The organism is Citrobacter sp. CFNIH10 (assembly GCF_002934585.1).
Classification (GTDB): domain Bacteria; phylum Pseudomonadota; class Gammaproteobacteria; order Enterobacterales; family Enterobacteriaceae; genus Citrobacter_A; species Citrobacter_A amalonaticus.
Genome location: NZ_CP026216.1, coordinates 5,163,447 through 5,183,364 on the forward strand (window position 1 = coordinate 5,163,447; position 19,918 = coordinate 5,183,364).

23 protein-coding genes and 1 other annotated feature (1 of these 24 running past the window's edge) are annotated in these 19,918 nt (G+C 52.9%); of the genes, 11 read left to right on the plus strand and 12 right to left on the minus strand.

The window, feature by feature from the left end; all coding sequences use genetic code 11:
* Positions 1-74, plus strand: a sequence feature (Phe leader region) (it extends 51 nt beyond the left edge of the window).
* Between the two features lie 22 nt (positions 75-96).
* Positions 97-1,257 (plus strand): bifunctional chorismate mutase/prephenate dehydratase, encoded by a 1,161-nt coding sequence (pheA, locus tag C2U53_RS29350; protein WP_042999698.1) that lies wholly within the window; start codon positions 97-99, stop codon positions 1,255-1,257.
* Positions 1,258-1,358: 101 nt separating this feature from the next.
* Here pheA and tyrA read toward each other — a convergent pair whose 3' ends face one another.
* The gene (gene tyrA / locus C2U53_RS29355) at positions 1,359-2,480 is read right to left on the minus strand and encodes a bifunctional chorismate mutase/prephenate dehydrogenase (protein WP_042999697.1); all 1,122 of its coding nucleotides are present in this window, start codon (positions 2,478-2,480) and stop codon (positions 1,359-1,361) included.
* A gap of 10 nt (positions 2,481-2,490) precedes the next feature.
* Positions 2,491-3,561 carry a 3-deoxy-7-phosphoheptulonate synthase AroF gene (gene aroF, locus C2U53_RS29360; protein WP_104446846.1) on the minus strand — a complete coding sequence of 357 codons (1,071 nt, stop codon included), beginning with the start codon at positions 3,559-3,561 and terminating at the stop codon, positions 2,491-2,493.
* 213 nt (positions 3,562-3,774) lie between these two features.
* Between aroF and C2U53_RS29365 the strand changes: the two genes are divergently transcribed.
* From C2U53_RS29365 to C2U53_RS29380, 4 genes are all read left to right on the plus strand, one after another.
* Positions 3,775-4,149 carry a DUF2799 domain-containing protein gene (locus C2U53_RS29365; RefSeq protein ID WP_042999695.1) on the plus strand — a complete coding sequence of 125 codons (375 nt, stop codon included), beginning with the start codon at positions 3,775-3,777 and terminating at the stop codon, positions 4,147-4,149.
* A 140-nt stretch (positions 4,150-4,289) separates the two neighbouring features.
* A complete protein-coding gene (locus tag C2U53_RS29370) occupies positions 4,290-4,808 on the plus strand; it encodes a YfiR family protein (protein WP_044255216.1) in 519 nt (172 codons plus the stop codon).
* Positions 4,801-6,024, plus strand: coding sequence for a diguanylate cyclase DgcN (gene dgcN, locus C2U53_RS29375; protein WP_044255213.1), 1,224 nt, complete (start codon positions 4,801-4,803; stop codon positions 6,022-6,024). Before C2U53_RS29370 ends, dgcN begins: the two co-directional genes overlap by 8 nt.
* A gap of 15 nt (positions 6,025-6,039) precedes the next feature.
* Positions 6,040-6,522, plus strand: a complete 483-nt coding sequence (locus C2U53_RS29380) for an OmpA family protein (RefSeq protein WP_104446847.1) — start codon at positions 6,040-6,042, stop codon at positions 6,520-6,522.
* A gap of 3 nt (positions 6,523-6,525) precedes the next feature.
* Here the strand turns inward: C2U53_RS29380 and C2U53_RS29385 are convergent, their stop codons facing one another.
* From C2U53_RS29385 to ffh, 7 genes are all read right to left on the minus strand, one after another.
* The gene (locus C2U53_RS29385) at positions 6,526-7,884 is read right to left on the minus strand and encodes a PepSY domain-containing protein (protein WP_104446848.1); all 1,359 of its coding nucleotides are present in this window, start codon (positions 7,882-7,884) and stop codon (positions 6,526-6,528) included.
* 56 nt (positions 7,885-7,940) lie between these two features.
* The gene (locus C2U53_RS29390) at positions 7,941-8,357 is read right to left on the minus strand and encodes a DUF2946 domain-containing protein (protein ID WP_042999690.1); all 417 of its coding nucleotides are present in this window, start codon (positions 8,355-8,357) and stop codon (positions 7,941-7,943) included.
* 134 nt (positions 8,358-8,491) lie between these two features.
* Positions 8,492-8,839: a 50S ribosomal protein L19 gene (rplS, locus tag C2U53_RS29395; protein ID WP_012134695.1), complete on the minus strand. Its 348-nt coding sequence runs from the start codon at positions 8,837-8,839 to the stop codon at positions 8,492-8,494.
* A gap of 40 nt (positions 8,840-8,879) precedes the next feature.
* Entirely contained in the window at positions 8,880-9,647 is a 768-nt protein-coding gene (trmD, locus tag C2U53_RS29400; RefSeq protein ID WP_042999689.1) for a tRNA (guanosine(37)-N1)-methyltransferase TrmD, read from the minus strand.
* A gap of 44 nt (positions 9,648-9,691) precedes the next feature.
* Complete coding sequence (gene rimM, locus C2U53_RS29405; RefSeq protein WP_042325915.1) at positions 9,692-10,240, minus strand: ribosome maturation factor RimM; 549 nt, start codon at positions 10,238-10,240, stop codon at positions 9,692-9,694.
* Between the two features lie 18 nt (positions 10,241-10,258).
* Entirely contained in the window at positions 10,259-10,507 is a 249-nt protein-coding gene (rpsP, locus tag C2U53_RS29410) for a 30S ribosomal protein S16 (protein WP_042325918.1), read from the minus strand.
* Between the two features lie 270 nt (positions 10,508-10,777).
* Positions 10,778-12,139 carry a signal recognition particle protein gene (gene ffh / locus C2U53_RS29415; protein WP_042325920.1) on the minus strand — a complete coding sequence of 454 codons (1,362 nt, stop codon included), beginning with the start codon at positions 12,137-12,139 and terminating at the stop codon, positions 10,778-10,780.
* Between the two features lie 165 nt (positions 12,140-12,304).
* Between ffh and C2U53_RS29420 the strand changes: the two genes are divergently transcribed.
* Together C2U53_RS29420 and C2U53_RS29425 are read left to right on the plus strand one after the other, a co-directional pair.
* The gene (locus tag C2U53_RS29420) at positions 12,305-13,096 is read left to right on the plus strand and encodes an inner membrane protein YpjD (RefSeq protein WP_042999687.1); all 792 of its coding nucleotides are present in this window, start codon (positions 12,305-12,307) and stop codon (positions 13,094-13,096) included.
* A 19-nt stretch (positions 13,097-13,115) separates the two neighbouring features.
* Positions 13,116-14,402: an HlyC/CorC family transporter gene (locus C2U53_RS29425; protein ID WP_042999686.1), complete on the plus strand. Its 1,287-nt coding sequence runs from the start codon at positions 13,116-13,118 to the stop codon at positions 14,400-14,402.
* Positions 14,403-14,483: 81 nt separating this feature from the next.
* On the opposite strand, the gene grpE is transcribed toward C2U53_RS29425, so the two are convergent.
* Positions 14,484-15,077, minus strand: coding sequence for a nucleotide exchange factor GrpE (grpE, locus tag C2U53_RS29430; protein ID WP_042999685.1), 594 nt, complete (start codon positions 15,075-15,077; stop codon positions 14,484-14,486).
* A 122-nt stretch (positions 15,078-15,199) separates the two neighbouring features.
* Here grpE and nadK point away from each other — a divergent pair, with 122 nt between their 5' ends.
* The 3 genes from nadK to bamE all read left to right on the plus strand — a co-directional run bounded on the left by nadK (position 15,200) and on the right by bamE (position 18,319).
* The gene (gene nadK, locus C2U53_RS29440; protein WP_042325929.1) at positions 15,200-16,078 is read left to right on the plus strand and encodes an NAD(+) kinase; all 879 of its coding nucleotides are present in this window, start codon (positions 15,200-15,202) and stop codon (positions 16,076-16,078) included.
* Between the two features lie 85 nt (positions 16,079-16,163).
* Positions 16,164-17,825 carry a DNA repair protein RecN gene (gene recN, locus C2U53_RS29445; protein WP_044326706.1) on the plus strand — a complete coding sequence of 554 codons (1,662 nt, stop codon included), beginning with the start codon at positions 16,164-16,166 and terminating at the stop codon, positions 17,823-17,825.
* A 149-nt stretch (positions 17,826-17,974) separates the two neighbouring features.
* The gene (bamE, locus tag C2U53_RS29450; RefSeq protein ID WP_044255202.1) at positions 17,975-18,319 is read left to right on the plus strand and encodes an outer membrane protein assembly factor BamE; all 345 of its coding nucleotides are present in this window, start codon (positions 17,975-17,977) and stop codon (positions 18,317-18,319) included.
* A 54-nt stretch (positions 18,320-18,373) separates the two neighbouring features.
* Here the strand turns inward: bamE and C2U53_RS29455 are convergent, their stop codons facing one another.
* Entirely contained in the window at positions 18,374-18,664 is a 291-nt protein-coding gene (locus C2U53_RS29455; RefSeq protein WP_042999681.1) for an RnfH family protein, read from the minus strand.
* Positions 18,654-19,130 carry a type II toxin-antitoxin system RatA family toxin gene (locus tag C2U53_RS29460; protein WP_042999680.1) on the minus strand — a complete coding sequence of 159 codons (477 nt, stop codon included), beginning with the start codon at positions 19,128-19,130 and terminating at the stop codon, positions 18,654-18,656. The genes C2U53_RS29455 and C2U53_RS29460 overlap by 11 nt, the downstream gene beginning before the upstream one ends.
* Before the next feature lie 130 nt (positions 19,131-19,260).
* On the opposite strand from C2U53_RS29460, the gene smpB reads away from it, so the two are divergent.
* The gene (smpB, locus tag C2U53_RS29465) at positions 19,261-19,743 is read left to right on the plus strand and encodes an SsrA-binding protein SmpB (RefSeq protein ID WP_042325938.1); all 483 of its coding nucleotides are present in this window, start codon (positions 19,261-19,263) and stop codon (positions 19,741-19,743) included.
* Positions 19,744-19,918: the final 175 nt, after the last annotated feature.

Here is a 19,918-nt window from a genome sequence, read left to right on the forward strand (position 1 = left end):
GGGAGGCTTTCGTCGTGTGAAAAAGAATGCGAAGACGAACAATAAGGCCTCCCACACCGGGGGGCCTTTTTTATTGATAACAATAAAGGCAACACTATGACATCGGAAAACCCATTACTGGCGCTGCGCGATAAAATCAGCGCGCTGGATGCAAAATTACTGGCGTTACTGGCCGAGCGACGTGGGCTGGCAGTTGAAGTCGGCAAAGCCAAGCTTGAATCCCATCGCCCGGTACGGGATATCGACCGCGAACGCGATCTCCTGGACAGATTGATTACGCTTGGCAAAGCCCATCATCTGGATGCGCACTACATCACCCGCCTTTTTCAACTCATCATCGAAGACTCCGTTCTCACCCAGCAGGCGCTGCTCCAGCAACATCTTAATAAGATCAACCCGCATTCTGCGCGCGTGGCGTTCCTGGGACCAAAAGGCTCTTACTCGCATCTTGCGGCACGCCAGTACGCTGCCCGTCACTTTGAGCAGTTTATTGAGAGCGGTTGTACAAAGTTTGCCGATATCTTTAATCAGGTTGAAACCGGCCAGGCCGATTACGCAGTTGTACCGATTGAAAACACCAGCTCGGGTGGAATTAACGATGTCTACGATCTGCTCCAGCACACCAGTCTCTCCATTGTGGGTGAGATGACGGTGACTATCGATCACTGCGTGCTGGTTTCCGGTACCACGGACCTCGACACCATTGAGACGGTATACAGCCACCCGCAGCCGTTCCAGCAGTGCAGCAAGTTCCTCAGTCGTTATCCGCACTGGAAAATTGAGTACACCGAAAGCACATCCGCCGCAATGGAAAAGGTCGCTCAGGCGAACTCTCCGCACGTTGCTGCGCTCGGAAGCGAAGCCGGTGGCGTGCTGCATGGCTTACAGGTTCTTGAACGTATCGAGGCGAATCAGACGCAAAATATCACGCGTTTCATCGTGCTGGCGCGTAAAGCAATCAATGTTTCTGACCAGGTGCCAGCCAAAACAACGCTGCTGATGGCGACAGGACAACAGGCGGGCGCGCTGGTGGAAGCGCTACTGGTGATGCGTAACCACAATCTGATCATGACCAAACTGGAATCCCGCCCCATACACGGCAATCCGTGGGAAGAGATGTTTTATCTCGACATCCAGGCCAATCTGGAATCCCCACAGATGCAGAAGGCGCTCAAGGAGTTGGGCGAGATTACTCGCTCCATGAAGGTGTTGGGTTGCTATCCCAGTGAGAACGTGGTGCCAGTCGATCCGAGCTAACGTGCAACAAGGCCGGAGGGCGTATGCCTGTCCGGCCTGTTGTTTATGTTGCATAGGCTGGATAAGGCACTTTAGCGGCGCTATCCGGCATAATCCTGCCATTACTGTCGACTGTCATTCGCCTGGCGTAACAGCGTACGACTTTCGCTCTGGAAGCGCTTCGCGTAGTCACCGAACCAGTGCTCCACTTTGCGGAAGCTGTCGATAAACGCCTGTTTATCTCCCTGCTCCAGCAAACTGATCGCTTCGCCAAAACGTTTGTAATAGCGCTTAATCAGTGCCAGATTGCTCTCCGACGCCATAATGATATCGGCGTAAAGCTGTGGGTCCTGAGCAAACAGCCGCCCCACCATCGCCAGTTCAAGGCGATAAATCGGAGAAGAGAGCGCCAGCAACTGTTCAAGCTGCACGTTTTCTTCTGCCAGATGTAGACCATAAGCAAAGGTCGCAAAGTGACGAAGCGCCTGAATGAACGCCATGTTCTGATCGTGCTCGACGGCGCTAATACGGTGCAGCCGCGCGCCCCAGACCTGAATCTGCTCCAGGAACCACTGATAAGCTTCCGGATGACGTCCATCGCACCAGACCACCACCTGCTTTGCCAGGCTGCCGCTGTCCGGGCCAAACATCGGGTGCAGACCGAGTACCGGCCCGTCGTGCGCCGCCAGCATTGCCTGTAAAGGACCGTTTTTCACCGACGCCAGATCGACCAGGATACAGTCGGCGGGCAACGGCGGTAATTTTGCGATCACCTGTTCCGTCAGATGGATCGGGACACTCACGATCACCATGCCGGCATCCGCGACGATCGCCTGCGCGCGCTCCCAGTCATGCTGTTCGAGGATCCGCACCTGATAACCCGACAGGGTGAGCATTTTCTCGAACAACCGTCCCATCTGACCGCCACCGCCGACAATCACCACCGGGCGCAGCGAAGGACACAGCGTCTTAAACCCTTTATCGTTCTCACTGGAATAGGATTCACGCATCACTCGACGCAATACGTCTTCAATCAGATCTGGCGGTACGCCGAGCGCTTCCGCTTCGGCTCGGCGCGAAGCCAGCATTGAGGCTTCGCGTTCCGGTACATAAATCGGCAGGCCAAAGCGGCTTTTGACTTCCCCGACCTCTGCCACCAGTTCCAGACGGCGCGCCAGCAAATCCAGCAGCGCCTTGTCTACTTCATCAATTTGATCGCGTAACGCGGTCAATTCAGCAACCATAACGAACCTCTTAAGCCTGGCGCGCCGCCAACTGGCCGTTCAAGTCTTTGTTAATTTCACGCAGTAACGCGTCCGTCATTTCCCAACTAATGCAGGCATCGGTAACGGACACGCCGTACTTCATTTCGCTGCGCGGTTGCTCGGAGGACTGGTTGCCTTCGTGAATATTACTTTCAATCATCAGGCCGATGATTGAGCGGTTGCCATCTTTAATTTGCGCAACCACCGACTCCGCCACGGCAGGCTGACGACGGTAATCTTTATTGGAGTTACCATGACTGCAATCTACCATCAGTGACGGCCGCAGTCCCGCCTGCTCTATCTCTTTTTCGCACTGGGCGACATCTGCCGGGCTGTAGTTAGGCGCTTTGCCGCCGCGCAGGATCACATGCCCGTCCGGGTTGCCCTGGGTTTGCAACAGCGCAACCTGACCTGCCTGGTTAATACCGACAAAACGGTGCGATTGCGCCGCCGCGCGCATGGCGTTGATCGCCGTCGCCAGGCTGCCGTCGGTGCCGTTTTTGAAGCCCACCGGCATCGACAGACCCGATGCCATTTCACGGTGCGTTTGCGATTCCGTGGTTCGCGCGCCAATCGCAGACCAGCTAAACAGATCGCCCAGGTACTGCGGGCTGTTCGGATCCAGCGCTTCCGTCGCCAGCGGCAGTCCCATGTTGACCAGTTCAAGCAGCAGTTGACGCGCAATTTTCAGACCTGCTTCAACGTCAAAAGAGCCATCCATATGAGGATCGTTAATTAACCCTTTCCAGCCAACGGTAGTACGGGGTTTTTCAAAATAGACGCGCATCACCAGATAGAGGCTATCGCTGACCTCTGCGGCAAGGGCTTTAAATCGACGAGCATATTCCAGGGCCGTTTCAGGATCGTGAATGGAGCACGGACCGCACACCACTAACAGACGCGGATCGCGACCGGCAATGATGTTAGAAATGGTTTTGCGGGACTGGGCGATTTGCGCCTCTTGCGCCAGGCTCAGCGGGAATTCCGCTTTAAGTTGTTCCGGGGTCATCAGAACCTGTTCGTCGGTAATATGTACGTTGTTAAGCGCGTCTTTTTGCATGATGGCGATCCTGTTTTAGCTCGTTTGCGATAGTTTTCCTCAGTGAGGATGACGTAACGATAACACAACGAGTAAAGATATCAATCCAAAATACGTAAACATTGCGTTACAGAGTCGACATATGTTCGATTTAAAGCCCATCATATCGTACATAATAATTTACACACAGTTATTGTACGGTCCGCTATGCTTTGAAAAACAGGAGAACGAGCAATGACGAGAAGAGTCAGTATCGCAGTCATTTTTCTGCTTAGTGGCTGCCAGATCGATCCTTACACCCACGCGCCAACATGGACCAGTACCAACTGGTATGACGCCGGTATCGAAGATGCAATTTCCGGCGTTGCGGTTAAAGATAATGAAACGCTGGCCGATAGCTTTAACGACCCGGAGGTGGATCGTTCGCAATACCTCAACGGTTATGCAGAAGGTCAGCGTAAAACCTGTCAGCAAAATTTTGTCTATGCCAGAGGCGTAACGGGGAAAACCTTCCCTGCCAGTTGCGATACCGTAGAAAATGCCAGCCAGTTGCGTGAAGCATGGCAACAAGGTGCCGATGAAAATGCTGGCTCAATACGTCTGAATTAATATTTAGTCAGATTTAGCTTAAGGCGTATACGTTAATCTACAAGGTATAATGACGCTCCGCAAAAATAATGTTATTTTGCTTTAAACAAAACATGGATGTATTTTGATGACTGATAAAAGATGCTGGTGAGGAAATCGTTATGTCCGCTTCTCACCGATGCCTGATGCTGCTGGTGCTCTTACTGGCAGGATCGCCAGTTTTTGCAAATGACATCCCTGATGCGGCGAAGAACGTTCGCACCATGGTCTCTGGCATTGTCAGCTATACGCGCTGGCCTGCCCTCTCAGGGCCACCCAGACTGTGTATTTTCTCGTCTTCCCGGTTCGTCAACGTCCTGGGAGACAGCAGTGATACGTCGCTGCCTTATCAACCTGTTATTATTTACACCGAACAAGAAGCATTAACTGCGCGTTGTGATGGTGTTTATTTCGGCAGCGAATCTCCCACTGCTCAGGTTGAATTAGCGAATAAATATCCGTCTAAGGCGTTGTTATTAATTGCAGAACAGAATGCCGAATGCATTATTGGCAGCACCTTTTGTCTGATTATTAACAATAATGATGTCAGATTCGCCGTTAATCTGGATTCCTTGTCACGCAGTGGCGTAAGAGTCAATCCGGATGTATTGATGCTCGCACGGAATAATAAAAATGGATAAGGATCTTTCCCCAACCCCCCGTCCCACATTTAAGCGAGCGTTGCGACGCATCAACATCACCAGCGTGATCGTGACCATGACGTTGATCTGGCTGCTGCTATGTGTGGCCTCGGTGCTGACGTTAAAACAGTATGCGCAAAGGAACCTCGAGCTCACGGCGGCGACAATGACCCATAGTCTGGAAGCTGCGCTGGTATTCGCCGATGATGCCGCCGCTGCAGAAACGCTGGCCGCGCTCGGCCAACAGGGGCAATTTTCCGCCGCTGAGGTTCGCGACAATAATCAGAATGTCATTGCCTCCTGGCGCTACAACGCGCTGGAGAACGACGATAAGCTAGGGGATTTTATTAGTCACTGGCTCTTTCCCTTTCCCGTCGCCCAGCCCGTCTGGCACAGTGGTGAAATTATCGGTGAAGTTCGACTTACCGCACGCGACAGCTTAATCAGCCACTTCATCTGGCTTTCTCTGGCGGTACTTACCGGGTCGATTCTGCTGGCCTCCGGTATTGCCATTTTGCTGACGCGTCACCTGCACCGTGGTGTGGTTGAGGCGCTGCAAAATATCACCGAGGTGGTGCACGATGTGCGTACCAACCGTAACTTCTCCCGCCGCGTCTCTGAAGAGCGGATTGAAGAGTTCCACAATTTTGCCCAGGACTTCAACAGCCTGCTGGATGAAATGGAAGAGTGGCAGCTGCGTTTGCAGGCCAAAAATGCACAATTATTGCGAACGGCGCTGCACGATCCGCTGACCGGGCTGGCAAACCGGGCGGCGTTCCGGAGCAGCATCAGCGCCCTGATGAACGACAATTCAGCCCGTAGCAGCTCAGCGCTTCTGTTTCTTGATGGCGATAACTTCAAATTTATAAATGATACCTGGGGACATGCCGCAGGCGATCGCGTGCTGATTGAAGTCGCCAGACGACTGGCTGAATTTGGCGGCAACCGCCATATTCCTTATCGCCTCGGCGGAGATGAGTTTGCCGTCGTGCTTTACGGCGTCCATTCAGACTATGAAGTCCAGCGAATCAGCGCCGCGCTGTCACAAGAGTTTAATCGTCCTTTTGACCTGCATAACGGACATTTAGTCAGTATGACACTGAGTATGGGTTACGCGCTGACCTGGGAGCACGCTTCCGCCGAGAAATTACAAGAACTGGCCGATCGTAATATGTATCAGGCTAAACATCAGCGCGCTGTGCGCTCGATAAAATAAAAAAGGAATGCACACATGCTTAAGCGTCTTTTATCCCCATTCATTCTTGCCACGCTACTGCTGGCAGGCTGTCAGGCTCCACAGGGCAAATTCACCCCTGAGCAGATAGCAGCCATGCAATCGTACGGATTTACTGAATCCGCGGGAGACTGGTCCCTGGGGCTTTCCGACACTATCCTGTTTGATAAGAATGACTACAAACTGCGTGCGGAAAGCCAGCAGCAGATTCAGTCGATGGCCGCTCGTCTGGCTTCAGTCGGTCTGAATCATGCGCGTATGGATGGGCATACCGATAACTATGGCGAGGACAGCTACAATAAGGCGTTATCACTCAAGCGCGCCAATGTCGTGGCGGACGCGTGGTCAGAAGGTGCGAAGATTCCGCGCACCAATCTGACCACTCAGGGATTAGGGAAAAAATACCCCATCGCCAGCAACCAGTCGGCGAAAGGTCGCGCTGAAAACCGCCGTGTCGCCGTGGTCATCAGCACGCCTTAGTCCTCAGTCGGCTGGCTGCACGATTACCGCGCGTGACGCGTGAACCCAGCGCAGCCAGTCGACCAGCATAAACAGCAGCAGACTCCCCCCCAGCACCGGCATTGCCAGTCCGAGCGTCATCGCCAGTAACCCAACACCTGTACGCCACCAAACGCTCAACATGAGCCAGCTTTGAACCAGCGTCTGCGCCGGACTGGCTGATGGGCCCACAGGACGGCGAATCCACCACAGCCGATAACCAATCACGATCATCAGGCAAAGGCCAACGCCAAAACCGATGAGCAGTAATTGGTTCGGCAATCCCAGCAGAATGCCCATATGAAAATCGACGCCCCAGCGCGTCAACTTCGCCATCAGCGGGAAGTCGGCAAATCGGGTATGGTCAGTCACCTGAAGCGTCGTCGGGTCAACGGCAACGGCATCAACCTGCGTAGGCCAGCGGCGATCGATTTCCGTTACCGTCCACCCGTGCTGCGCATCCTTCGGCGGGCGAATCTCCAGCCGAAGCGCATTGAGGCCAGCCGTCTGCGCAGTTTGTAATACGGTATCGAACTGACGGATATTCACCTGAGCCGCAGGCATCTCCCTGCCGCCATGGTGGCCTGCGTGCTCATCATGAAGCGGGCGAGCACCATGAAGTTGAGCGTTAAGCTGTGGCGTCAGCCAGCCAAACGCGGCGCGCATTTTATCCACATTGCCGCCTGCCCACTGCGACCAGGTCAGTCCGGTTGCTGAAAACAGCAGCATTCCGACTAACAACAGCCATCCCAGCGTAACGTGCAAGCGACGGTGGTTTTGAACCGGATTGTTCAACCGGCGCCGGGGTCGCGTTACTGACCAGAGTGTAATACCGCCCAGCGCCGCCACCCACATCCAGGATGCCGCCAGTTCACTGTAGAGACGCCCGACCTCCCCCAACAATAGCGAACGGTGGGCATAATCAATCCACTGCCGCAGCGGCAGGATACCGCTGGTGCCGTACACCGGCATATCGCCTTTCACGGCCAGGGTTACCGGATCGATAAAAATGGCCCGATGTTCAGAAGCCGCCAGCGCAGGGTCGGCAAACATGACGCGCGTTGTATCGCCCGGCTCCAGTCCAGGGCGGACGGCGTGCAGGCGCAGGTGCCCACCGGTCACCTGCTGCGCGATCGCAACCTGTGCCGCCAGCAATTGCGGCTCTCCCTGCGTCGTCCCGTTAAGTGCCTGAGCGTAAATGGCCTCTTCCAGTTGCGGCGTCGCCACATACAACGTGCCGGTCAGTGCGGCAACAAAGATAAATGGCCCGACAAACAGGCCGATATAGAAATGAAGGCGTCGCAGCAGGGTTATCCATGCCGCGCGCGGTGTGCAGGTTGTCATACTTTTCCTCAGAAAAAGCAAAAGAGTATCGTGACGCTTATGCGTCAATCTTATTTTCAGTAACAGGAAAGTGAGGACCTGCGCGGCGGCGCGCGCGTATCAGGATACAGCCAGGGGAAGAAATACCAGTGTTTTACCGTCGGACGAGTGGGTTGACATTGCACTCTGAGCAGAACGCCGCAGAGCAGAATCATCATCGCCAGGATAAGCCCTGGAACATGAGCCAGTAATACACAATAGCCACAGGCTTCGCCGTGATCGACAGGTATCGGAATGGAAGGAGAATCACCGTGATGCCCGGTGTGCTTCGCCATCGAACTCATCTCATGATGCATACCCGGCATCGCGCTCATTGGATCTTTTTGCAGTGCAACGGAGATTAGCGGGGCAATGACAATCAGCAGGATCGCAAACAACGCGAGACATGCCGCGTGCCGCTGAAAACCTGACTGACGAAATTTACCGTTATTCACTGTCCCTCCCGCAGAGAACGAGGGGCATTGTAAATGATTTATGAACTGAAGGTTAACGTTGTGAGTGTTACGGAGATAAAAAAGGGCCAGCCAACTGGCCAGCCCCTCTAACAGGATGTCGCCTGAGCGATATCTTAGTTAAGACGCTCTTTGATACGAGCTGCCTTACCAGTACGCTCACGCAGGTAGTACAGTTTAGCTTTACGAACGGCACCACGACGTTTAACAGCAATGCTGTCAACAACCGGAGAGTGAGTCTGGAAGACACGCTCAACGCCTTCGCCGTTGGAAATTTTACGAACAGTGAATGCAGAGTGCAGACCGCGGTTACGAATAGCGATAACCACGCCCTCGAATGCCTGCAGACGTTTTTTGGAACCTTCAACAACCCATACTTTCACTTCCACGGTATCACCCGGACGGAAGGAAGGTACGTCCTGCTTCATCTGCTCTTGTTCAAGTTGCTTAATAATGTTGCTCATAATTTAATCTCTTATCCTGGGTAAACTGATAATCGGGGGCTTACGCCATCCCATCATGTTTATGTTGCTGTTGCGCGTGTTCCGTTTTGAACTCCGCCAGCAACCTTGCTTGCTCTTCAGTCAGAGCCAGGTTTTCCAGAAGTTCAGGTCTTCTAAGCCAGGTGCGACCCAGCGACTGTTTCAAGCGCCAGCGACGTATCTCAGCATGGTTTCCTGACAGTAACACTGCCGGGACGTCCATCTCTTCTAACACTTCAGGTCGGGTATAGTGCGGGCAGTCCAGCAATCCATCCGCAAAGGAATCTTCCGTTGCCGATGCCTCATGGCCCAGAACCCCCGGAATAAACCGGGAAACGGAGTCAATCAGTACCATTGCCGGTAACTCGCCACCGCTGAGAACGTAATCGCCGATTGACCATTCTTCGTCAATTTCGGTTTGGATCACGCGCTCATCTATGCCTTCGTAGCGACCACAGACCAGAATCAGCTTTTGATTCGTAGCCAGTTCGCTGACGCCTGCTTGATCAAGCTTGCGTCCCTGAGGTGACAGATAAATCACCTTAGCGCCTTCACCCGCCGCGCTTTTTGCTGCATGAATGGCATCCCGTAAGGGTTGTACCATCATTAACATCCCCGGTCCGCCGCCGTAAGGACGATCGTCCACGGTACGGTGCCGGTCATGCGTGAAGTCACGAGGACTCCAGCTCTGGATGTTCAGCAGGCCATTTTTAACAGCCCGGCCAGTTACCCCGTAATCGGTAATTGCACGAAACATTTCTGGAAACAGGCTAACGATACCTATAAACACAAGCCAATCCCCATCACGCCGTCATTTACCGCTTATCCGGTGGTTTAAAAACCAGGATCCCAATCTACTTCGATAGTCCGCGTAGTGAGATCGACTTTCTTGATAACCTGCCCATCGAGGAACGGCACGAGGCGTTCCTTGATACCAAACGCATCTTTCAGGTTTGCCTTAATGACGATGACGTCATTCGATCCGGTTTCCATCATGTCGACGACTTTACCGAGATCGTAGCCTTCAGTGGTCACTACCTGGCAGCCCATCAGGTCTTTCCAGTAGTAGTCACCTTCTTCCAGTTTTGGCAGTTGCGTAGAATCCACGACAATTTCGCAATTGGTCAACAGATTCGCAGCATCCCGATCTTCAACGCCTTTCAGCTTGATGATCAGATCCTGATTGTGGTGCTTCCAGCTTTCCAGCTGTACTTGCTGCCACTGACCCGCCTTCTGGATAAACCAGGGCTGATAGTCAAAAATGCTTTCGGCGTCTTCAGTGGAAGAAAACACTCTGAGCCAACCACGAATACCGTAAGACGATCCCATTTTCCCTAAGACAATCGGGTCCACGGGTGCTTGCGCAGTGAGTTGCTTGCTCATCATGACCACCGTGACAGATTAAGCTGCTTTGCTTACTTCTTTGATCAGCGTAGCAACGCGATCAGAAATGGTCGCGCCCTGGCCAACCCAGTGAGCGATGCGATCCAGATCCAGGCGAGTGCCTTCTTCTTTTTCGCTAGCGATTGGGTTAAAGAAGCCAACGCGCTCAATGAAGCGACCGTTACGTGCGTTACGGCTGTCAGTAACAACAACCTGGTAGAACGGACGCTTTTTAGCGCCGTGACGAGCTAAACGAATAGTTACCATAACATCCTCTTGTGTGAATAAAACAACCGGGCCCCATCGAGGAACGGAGCCCGGTGTCATATTAAAAGCCCGAAAATTTTACTGATTTCTGGGGAAATTGCAATCAGCATCTTGATGCTGGACAGTAAGCAAGGGATAGAAGGCGTATATCGGTGAAGCCAGTTTCGTTTCGGCGTGTGCGCAAAAAGCGGAGCGTACACGTAGTACGTGAGCATTTCGAGCACACCCCGGAACTAAAATGGCAAACAAGATAGCCTTATACCCTTGTTTTTAGCGACCAGGGAATCCTGGCGGCATCATCCCTTTCATACTGCGCATCATTTTGGCCATTCCGCCCTTCTTCATCTTCTTCATCATGCGCTGCATGTCGTCGAACTGTTTCAGAAGGCGGTTAACGTCCTGCACCTGCATACCGCAGCCTTGTGCGATACGGCGTTTACGGGACCCTTTGATGATTTCCGGCTTCGCGCGCTCTTTCAGGGTCATCGAGTTGATGATCGCCTCCATGCGCACCAGCACTTTGTCATCCATCTGTGACTTCACGTTGTCCGGGATCTGCCCCATGCCCGGCAGCTTGCCCATCAGGCTCGCCATGCCGCCCATGTTTTTCATCTGGCGCAGCTGTTCCAGAAAGTCGGTCAGATCAAAACCGTCGCCCTTTTTCAGTTTCGTCGCCAGCTTCTCAGCCTGCGCGCGGTCAACTTTGCTTTCGATATCTTCGATCAGCGACAGCACGTCGCCCATGCCGAGAATACGTGACGCGATACGATCCGGATGGAACGGCTCCAGCGCCTCGGTTTTCTCGCCAACGCCGAGGAATTTGATCGGCTTGCCGGTGATGTGACGAATAGAGAGCGCAGCACCGCCACGGGCGTCACCATCAACTTTAGTCAGCACCACGCCGGTCAGCGGCAGCGCTTCATTGAACGCCTTCGCGGTATTCGCCGCATCCTGACCGGTCATCGCATCGACCACAAACAGGGTTTCTACTGGATTGATAGAAGCATGAACCTGCTTGATTTCGTCCATCATCGCTTCATCAACGTGCAGACGACCGGCGGTATCCACCAGCAGCACGTCGTAGAATTTGAGTTTGGCTTCTTTCAGCGCCGCGTTAACGATATCGACCGGCTTCTGGCCGACATCCGACGGGAAGAAATCAACGCCAACCTGCTCGGCCAGCGTTTCCAGCTGTTTGATCGCCGCAGGGCGATATACGTCAGCGGAGACGACCAGCACTTTCTTCTTGTGCTTTTCGCGCAGGAACTTACCCAGCTTACCGACGCTGGTGGTTTTACCCGCACCCTGCAAGCCCGCCATCAGCACCACGGCTGGCGGCTGCGCAGCCAGATTCAGGCTCTGGTTCTCTTCGCCCATCGCCGCCACGAGTTCGTTACGGACAATCTTGACGAACTCCTGCCCTGGCGTCAGGCTCTTGTTAACTTCATGCCCAACCGCTTTCTCTTTTACGCGATTGATAAACTCTCGCACTACCGGCAGCGCAACGTCAGCCTCCAGCAGCGCCATGCGCACTTCGCGCAGCGTCTCTTTAACGTTGTCTTCAGTAAGGCGTCCGCGGCCACTGATATTGCGCAGCGTGCGCGACAAACGATCGGTTAAATTATCAAACATTGTCTCTCGCCTGGGGTGGAAACGGTTGGTCGCTCAAGCGACACATGAACAGAATTTTGTCGCAGTATAACATGAAGCCGTCTTTGTTGTTATGCAACGGTTGGAGCCGCGGTCACGTAACGCTATACTGCTTCTCTTTCTCACTGGCCAACTGTCGACACCACTATGCCCGTTTTTGCTTTGCTCGCCCTTGTCGCCTATTCCGTCAGCCTCGCGCTGATCGTCCCCGCTCTGCTGCAAAAAAACAGCGGCTGGCGGCGTATGGCCATTCTTTCTGCGGTTGTCGCGCTGGTGTGTCACGCCATTGCGCTTGAAGCCCGCATTCTGCCAGGTGGTGATAGCGGACAAAACCTGAGCCTGCTGAACGTCGGTTCGCTGGTCAGCCTGATGATCTGTACGGTGATGACGATTGTCGCCTCGCGCAACCGTGGCTGGCTGCTGTTGCCGGTGGTGTATGCCTTCGCGCTGATCAATCTGGCCTTCGCGACCTTTATGCCGAACGAGTTCATCACCCACCTTGAAGCCACGCCGGGAATGATGGTCCACATCGGGTTGTCGCTGTTCTCTTATGCGACACTCATTATCGCCGCACTGTACGCGCTGCAACTGGCGTGGATCGACTATCAGCTTAAAAACAAAAAGCTGGCGTTCAATAATGAAATGCCGCCGCTGATGAGCATCGAACGCAAGATGTTCCACATCACGCAGATTGGCGTGGTTCTGCTGACGCTCACCCTGTGTACCGGCCTGTTTTACATGCACAATCTGTTCAGCATGGAAAATATCGACAAAGCGGTGCTCTCGATCATCGCATGGTTTGTCTATATTGTTCTGTTGTGGGGACATTATCATGAAGGCTGGCGCGGTCGTCGTGTTGTGTGGTTTAACGTCGCAGGCGCCGGGATCCTGACGCTGGCTTATTTTGGTAGCCGGATATTGCAGCAGTTTGTCAGCTAAGCCTTAAAGGAGGCGCCCCCTGGAACACATCTCCACCACCACGCTGATCGTCACATTGATCGTCATGGTGGTTATCTCCGCTTATTTTTCCGGTTCCGAAACCGGAATGATGACCCTGAATCGCTATCGCTTACGCCACCTTGCCAAACAAGGGAACCGTCCGGCAAAGCGTGTTGAAAAGCTGCTGCGTAAGCCCGATCGCCTGATAAGCCTGGTACTAATTGGTAATAACCTGGTCAATATTCTTGCTTCGGCCATCGGCACCATTGTCGGTATGCGTTTGTATGGCGATGCGGGCGTTGCCATCGCCACCGGCGTGCTGACCTTCGTCGTGCTGGTGTTTGCCGAAGTTCTGCCAAAAACCATTGCGGCGCTGTACCCGGAAAAGGTGGCCTATCCCAGCAGCTTCCTGTTAGCGCCGTTACAGATTCTGATGATGCCGTTGGTCTGGTTGCTCAACACCATCACCCGATTACTGATGCGCATGATGGGCATTAAAACCGATATCGTCATCAGCGGTTCGTTGAGTAAAGATGAGTTACGAACCCTCGTGAATGAATCCCGCTCGCAAATTTCCCGGCGCAACCAGGACATGCTGCTGTCAGTGCTCGATCTGGAAAAGGTCAGCGTGGATGACATCATGGTGCCGCGCAGTGAAATTATGGGAATTGATATCAATGACGACTGGAAGTCCATCGTGCGTCAGCTATCGCACTCGCCGCACGGGCGTATTGTGTTGTACCGTGACTCGCTGGATGACGCTATCAGCATGCTGCGCGTTCGCGAAGCCTGGCGGTTAATGTCGGAAAAGAAAGAGTTCACCAAAGAGACCATGCTGCGCGCCGCCGATGAGATTTACTTCGTCCCGGAGGGCACGCCACTCAGCACACAGCTCATCAAATTTCAGCGTAATAAAAAGAAAGTCGGCCTGGTGGTCAATGAATATGGCGATATTCAGGGGCTGGTCACGGTGGAAGATATTCTTGAAGAGATTGTCGGCGACTTTACCACCTCGATGTCACCTACGCTGGCTGAGGAAGTGACGCCGCAAAATGACGGTTCGGTGATTATCGATGGCAGCGCCAACGTGCGGGAAATTAACAAAGCGTTTAACTGGCATCTGCCGGAAGACGACGCGCGTACGGTAAATGGCGTGATTCTGGAAGCACTGGAAGAGATCCCGATTGCGGGCACTCGCGTGCGCATCGGTCAATATGATATCGATATTCTCGACGTCCAGGAGAATATGATTAAACAGGTCAAAGTGTTGCCCGTGAAACCGCTGCGGGAGAGTGTCGCGGAGTAATGAAAACGGCCCGCCGGTTTTCCAGTGGGCCGTAGGCCGGATAAACATCAGCGCCATCCGGCAATATAAATAGCCGAAAGATTAACCTTTCGCTTTCGCAACGGTCACCATCGCCGCGCGGATCGTACGACCGTTTAGCGTATAGCCTTTCTGCATAATACCCAGCACGTTGCCCGGCGCGATGTCTTCAGACTCGACCATCGCAATCGCCTGATGCACGTTCGGATCCAGCGCAACGTTCGTCTCAGCAATCACTTCAACGCCAAACTTGCGCACCACATCCAGCATCGATTTCAGGGTCAGTTCGATCCCTTCCACCATAGGCTTCATATCCGGATTGGCTTTGTCCGCCACTTCCAGCGCGCGATCCAGGCTATCAATCACCGGCAGCAGTTCATTGACGAATTTCTCCAGCGCGAACTTGTGTGCCTTCTCAACGTCCAGTTCGGTACGGCGACGCAGGTTTTCCATTTCCGCTTTTATGCGCAACACCGCATCACGTTCACGGGTCTGAGCTTCAGTAAGCTGCGCTTCCAGATTCGCAATTTTTTCATCGCGCGGATCCACCTGCTCAGCAGAAGCGTCTGATTCAACCGCCTCAACTTCTTCGTGCTGATCCATGATAATTTCTTCCGGGGCTTGCCCCTCAGGCGTTTTCTGTTCTTTACTACTCATGAATTTCTCCGCGTTTTTTTCGCATTCATCTCGCTAACTTCGCTTATTATGGGGATCAGATTCAGGGTTTCAAGGGAAGCACTCACATTGTCATCAATCTTCGTCACAAGGACCTCGAAAAAATGAATAATCATTTCAAGTGTATCGGCATTGTGGGACACCCTCGTCACCCCACGGCACTCACGACACATGAAATGCTCTACCGCTGGTTATGCACGAAAGGGTATGAGGTCATTGTTGAGCAACAAATCGCTCACGAGTTGCAGTTGAAGAATGTGAAAATTGGCACCCTGGCGGAGATTGGCCAGCAGGCAGACCTCGCGGTGGTTGTCGGCGGTGATGGCAATATGCTGGGTGCGGCGCGAACGCTGGCGCGATACGATATCAAAGTGATCGGTATCAACCGTGGCAATCTCGGCTTTCTGACTGACCTTGACCCCGATAACGCGCAGCAACAGCTCGCCGACGTGCTGGAAGGTCATTACGTCGCGGAAAAACGCTTTCTGCTGGAAGCACAGGTGTGTCAGAAGGACTGCCAGAAGCGTATCAGTACCGCCATTAACGAAGTGGTGCTGCATCCCGGCAAAGTCGCGCATATGATTGAGTTTGAAGTCTATATTGACGAAAGCTTTGCCTTCTCTCAGCGTTCCGATGGCCTGATCATCTCAACGCCTACCGGTTCCACCGCCTATTCCCTCTCCGCCGGCGGGCCGATTCTGACCCCGTCGCTTGATGCCATCACGCTGGTGCCGATGTTCCCGCACACCCTTTCTGCGCGCCCGCTGGTCATCAACAGCAGCAGCACTATTCGGTTGCGCTTCTCGCACCGCCGTAACGATCTCGAAATCAGTTGTGACAGTCAGATCGCGTTGCCGATCCAGGAAGGTGAAGATGTACTGATCCGCCGCTGTGACTATCACCTGAATCTCATCCACCCTAAAGATTATAGTTATTTCAATACATTAAGTACCAAATTAGGCTGGTCAAAAAAATTATTCTAATTTAACACCAACCTCTTTACTGTATAAAAAACCAGTTTATACTGTATGTAATTACAGTTATGGTTTTTCATACAGGAAAACGATTATGTTGGCACAACTGACCATCAGCAATTTTGCTATCGTTCGTGAACTTGAGATCGATTTTCAGAGCGGAATGACCGTCATCACCGGTGAAACCGGGGCGGGTAAATCTATTGCAATTGATGCGCTCGGCTTGTGCCTTGGTGGCCGTGCTGAAGCCGACATGGTCCGGGCCGGCGCCAGCCGTGCTGACCTGTGCGCCCGTTTTTCGCTGAAGGATACCCCTGCCGCCCTGCGCTGGCTGGAAGAAAACCAGCTTGAAGAAGGACGTGAGTGTTTACTTCGCCGCGTGATCAGCAGCGACGGGCGCTCCCGTGGTTTTATCAACGGGACTGCGGTTCCCCTCTCTCAGCTTCGCGAACTGGGACAACTGCTCATTCAAATTCATGGCCAGCACGCGCATCAGTTGCTGACCAAAGCTGAACACCAAAAATCCTTGCTTGATGGCTACGCGAATGAATCCGTGCGGGTGCAGGATATGGCTGCGCGTTACCAACTCTGGCACCAGAGCTGCCGTGATTTAGCACATCACCAGCAGCTGAGTCAGGAACGTGCCGCTCGTGCGGAACTGCTGCAGTATCAGCTTAAAGAGCTGAATGAATTTAACCCGCAGCCGGGTGAATTTGAACAGATTGATGAAGAGTACAAGCGCCTGGCCAACAGCGGCCAGCTTCTCTCCACCAGCCAGAATGCGCTGTCGCTGATGGCAGACGGTGAAGACGTTAACTTACAAAGTCAGCTCTATACCGCAAAGCAACTGGTTAGTGAACTGGTCGGTATGGACAGTAAGCTCTCGGGCATTCTTGATATGCTGGAAGAGGCAACGATTCAACTCACGGAAGCCAGTGACGAACTACGCCACTATTGCGATCGCCTGGATTTAGACCCTAATCGCCTGTTCGAACTGGAACAGCGTATCTCGAAGCAAATTTCGCTGGCCCGTAAACACCACGTCAGTCCGGAAGCGCTGCCACAGTATTACCAGTCGTTACTGGAGGAACAACAGCAGCTAGACGATCAGGCCGACTCGCTGGAAACGTTGACTCTGGCCGTGAACAAACACCGCCAGCAGGCGCTGGAAGCAGCGAAAGCGCTGCATGAGCAACGTCAGCACTATGCCCAGGAACTGAGTACCCTCATTACCGAGAGTATGCACTCACTCTCTATGCCACACGGCCGTTTCACTATCGACGTGGCGTTTGATGAGCACCATCTGAGCCAGGACGGCGCAGACCGCGTCGAGTTTAAAGTGACAACTAACCCAGGCCAGCCGATGCAGCCGATTGCCAAAGTGGCCTCCGGTGGGGAACTGTCGCGTATTGCTCTCGCCATTCAGGTGATTACCGCACGTAAGATGGAAACCCCAGCGCTGATTTTCGATGAAGTCGATGTCGGCATCAGTGGTCCAACAGCCGCAGTGGTCGGGAAATTGCTGCGTCAGCTCGGTGAGTCAACACAAGTGATGTGCGTCACGCACCTTCCACAAGTGGCGGGATGCGGTCATCAGCACTTTTTTGTCAGTAAAGAGACCGACGGCGAAATGACCGAAACGCACATGCAACCACTGGATAAACGCGCACGGTTGCAGGAGCTGGCGCGCCTGCTGGGCGGCAGCGAAGTAACGCGCAACACCCTAGCAAATGCGAAAGAACTGCTGGCAGCGTAAACTTTTTTGCACCTTAACGGTCAGAGTAGACAACAAAAACGCCGTCGGACCCGTAAGCAAAAGGTTTTAAAGTGGTGAAAGGTCTATTATCATCGGCATATTACATATGAGCCACGTACTGCTCGGGCCCGAAAAGGAATCAAATCACTATGCGCTGTAAAACGCTGACTGCTGCCGCAGCAGTATTATTGATGTTGACCGCAGGCTGTTCCACTCTGGAGCGAGTGGTTTACCGCCCTGATATCAACCAGGGGAACTATCTGACCGCGAACGATGTAGCCAAAATTCGTGTGGGCATGACGCAACAACAGGTTGCCTATGCGCTGGGTACGCCGATGATGTCCGATCCGTTTGGCACCAACACCTGGTTCTATGTGTTCCGTCAACAGCCGGGCCATGAAGGTGTTACGCAGCAAACGCTGACGTTAACCTTCAACAGCAGCGGTGTATTGACCAATATCGATAACAAGCCTTCGTTGACCAACAACCCGTAAGCTTGTCTTCAGATAACAAAAAAGGTGCTCTCAGAGCACCTTTTTTGTTATCTGCTATTTTTTTGCCGATTTCTCTGCCCGCTGTCTGCGCAACTCTTTCGGATCGGCAATCAGTGGTCGGTAAATTTCTACCCGATCGCCATCCTGTAATACATCCGCCAGCTTGACCGGACGGCTGTAAATACCGACTTTGTTTTTCGTCAGGTCGATATCGGTTCGCAGTTCCAGCAGCCCCGACGCGCGGATAGCCTCTTCGACCGTTGCCCCCGGCTGCAACGTCACCGGTTGCAGGTACTGTTTCTCAGGCAGCGCATAGGCCACCTCAACGACAATCTTAGGCGACACGGTAGACCTCTTTGGCTCGAACCGTAAAAGCCTGCACCATATTGGATGCCAGCTCTTTGAAGATACGGCCAAACGCCAGCTCGATCAGCTTATTGGTAAACTCGAAATCGAGATGAAACTCAATGCGGCAGGCATCCGTACTCAGCGGCGTAAATTTCCAGCCACCAATCAATTTTTTGAACGGACCGTCGACCAGATGCATCAAGATACTCTGGTTACTGGTTAACTGATTTCGCGTGGTGAACGTCTTGCTGATCCCCGCCTTAGAGACATCCACTGCGGCCGTCATCTGTCCTGGCGTAGACTCGAGAACACGGCTGCCGGTACAACCCGGTAAAAACTGGGGATAGGACTGAACATCATTCACTAACTGATACATCTGTTCCGCACTGTAAGGGACTAACGCGGTTCGACTAATCTGCGGCATAGCTCTTTCCATCAACAAAAATCGAACAAATAATACCATTTATCACAAGGTAAAAAAAACGCTATCCCACAACAGGGTACAACCTCGTTCATGTTAAGATATCTCCTTGCGCCCCAAAGGATGAAATGGGGTGTTTTTCGATTCCAGATTACCTATACTGAGCGGCACTATGACGAAGAAAAAAGCACACAAACCTGGCTCAGCCACCATCGCGCTCAACAAGCGCGCGCGACACGAATACTTTATCGAAGAAGAGTTCGAAGCGGGACTCGCTCTGCAAGGGTGGGAAGTGAAATCCCTGCGCGCCGGTAAAGCCAACATCGGCGACAGCTATGTGATCCTGAAAGACGGCGAAGCGTACCTGTTCGGCGCTAACTTTACGCCGATGGCGGTGGCCTCCACGCACGTGGTGTGCGATCCCACTCGCACCCGTAAACTGCTGTTGAATCAGCGTGAACTTGATTCCCTGTATGGTCGCGTGAATCGTGAAGGCTACACTGTTGTCGCCCTTTCTCTGTACTGGAAGAATGCCTGGTGCAAGGTCAAAATTGGCGTAGCGAAGGGTAAGAAACAGCACGACAAACGTTCCGACCTGAAAGAACGTGAATGGCAACTGGATAAAGCGCGCATTATGAAAAATGCCGGACGCTAACGATGTTATTATGTGACCTGCCTCGCATTTGAGGTAGGTCATCATTATTTACCTGTTGAATCTCCAAAAATATATTCTCTCCTTTATTATTTCTATTTCCCCGAAACGTAAAACTGATAAGAATATATCTTCAACCCTATTCATATTACGTACATAGTCCAATAATCTAATACTT

Coding starts and splice junctions, on each gene's coding strand:
- pheA (WP_042999698.1), top strand. CDS start 97: ATGACATCGGAAAACCCATTACTGGCGCTGCGCGATAAAATCAGCGCG.
- tyrA (WP_042999697.1), bottom strand. CDS start 2,480: ATGGTTGCTGAATTGACCGCGTTACGCGATCAAATTGATGAAGTAGAC.
- aroF (WP_104446846.1), bottom strand. CDS start 3,561: ATGCAAAAAGACGCGCTTAACAACGTACATATTACCGACGAACAGGTT.
- C2U53_RS29365 (WP_042999695.1), top strand. CDS start 3,775: ATGACGAGAAGAGTCAGTATCGCAGTCATTTTTCTGCTTAGTGGCTGC.
- C2U53_RS29370 (WP_044255216.1), top strand. CDS start 4,290: ATGTCCGCTTCTCACCGATGCCTGATGCTGCTGGTGCTCTTACTGGCA.
- dgcN (WP_044255213.1), top strand. CDS start 4,801: ATGGATAAGGATCTTTCCCCAACCCCCCGTCCCACATTTAAGCGAGCG.
- C2U53_RS29380 (WP_104446847.1), top strand. CDS start 6,040: ATGCTTAAGCGTCTTTTATCCCCATTCATTCTTGCCACGCTACTGCTG.
- C2U53_RS29385 (WP_104446848.1), bottom strand. CDS start 7,884: ATGACAACCTGCACACCGCGCGCGGCATGGATAACCCTGCTGCGACGC.
- rplS (WP_012134695.1), bottom strand. CDS start 8,839: ATGAGCAACATTATTAAGCAACTTGAACAAGAGCAGATGAAGCAGGAC.
- rimM (WP_042325915.1), bottom strand. CDS start 10,240: ATGAGCAAGCAACTCACTGCGCAAGCACCCGTGGACCCGATTGTCTTA.
- rpsP (WP_042325918.1), bottom strand. CDS start 10,507: ATGGTAACTATTCGTTTAGCTCGTCACGGCGCTAAAAAGCGTCCGTTC.
- ffh (WP_042325920.1), bottom strand. CDS start 12,139: ATGTTTGATAATTTAACCGATCGTTTGTCGCGCACGCTGCGCAATATC.
- C2U53_RS29420 (WP_042999687.1), top strand. CDS start 12,305: ATGCCCGTTTTTGCTTTGCTCGCCCTTGTCGCCTATTCCGTCAGCCTC.
- grpE (WP_042999685.1), bottom strand. CDS start 15,077: ATGAGTAGTAAAGAACAGAAAACGCCTGAGGGGCAAGCCCCGGAAGAA.
- nadK (WP_042325929.1), top strand. CDS start 15,200: ATGAATAATCATTTCAAGTGTATCGGCATTGTGGGACACCCTCGTCAC.
- recN (WP_044326706.1), top strand. CDS start 16,164: ATGTTGGCACAACTGACCATCAGCAATTTTGCTATCGTTCGTGAACTT.
- bamE (WP_044255202.1), top strand. CDS start 17,975: ATGCGCTGTAAAACGCTGACTGCTGCCGCAGCAGTATTATTGATGTTG.
- C2U53_RS29460 (WP_042999680.1), bottom strand. CDS start 19,130: ATGGTATTATTTGTTCGATTTTTGTTGATGGAAAGAGCTATGCCGCAG.
- smpB (WP_042325938.1), top strand. CDS start 19,261: ATGACGAAGAAAAAAGCACACAAACCTGGCTCAGCCACCATCGCGCTC.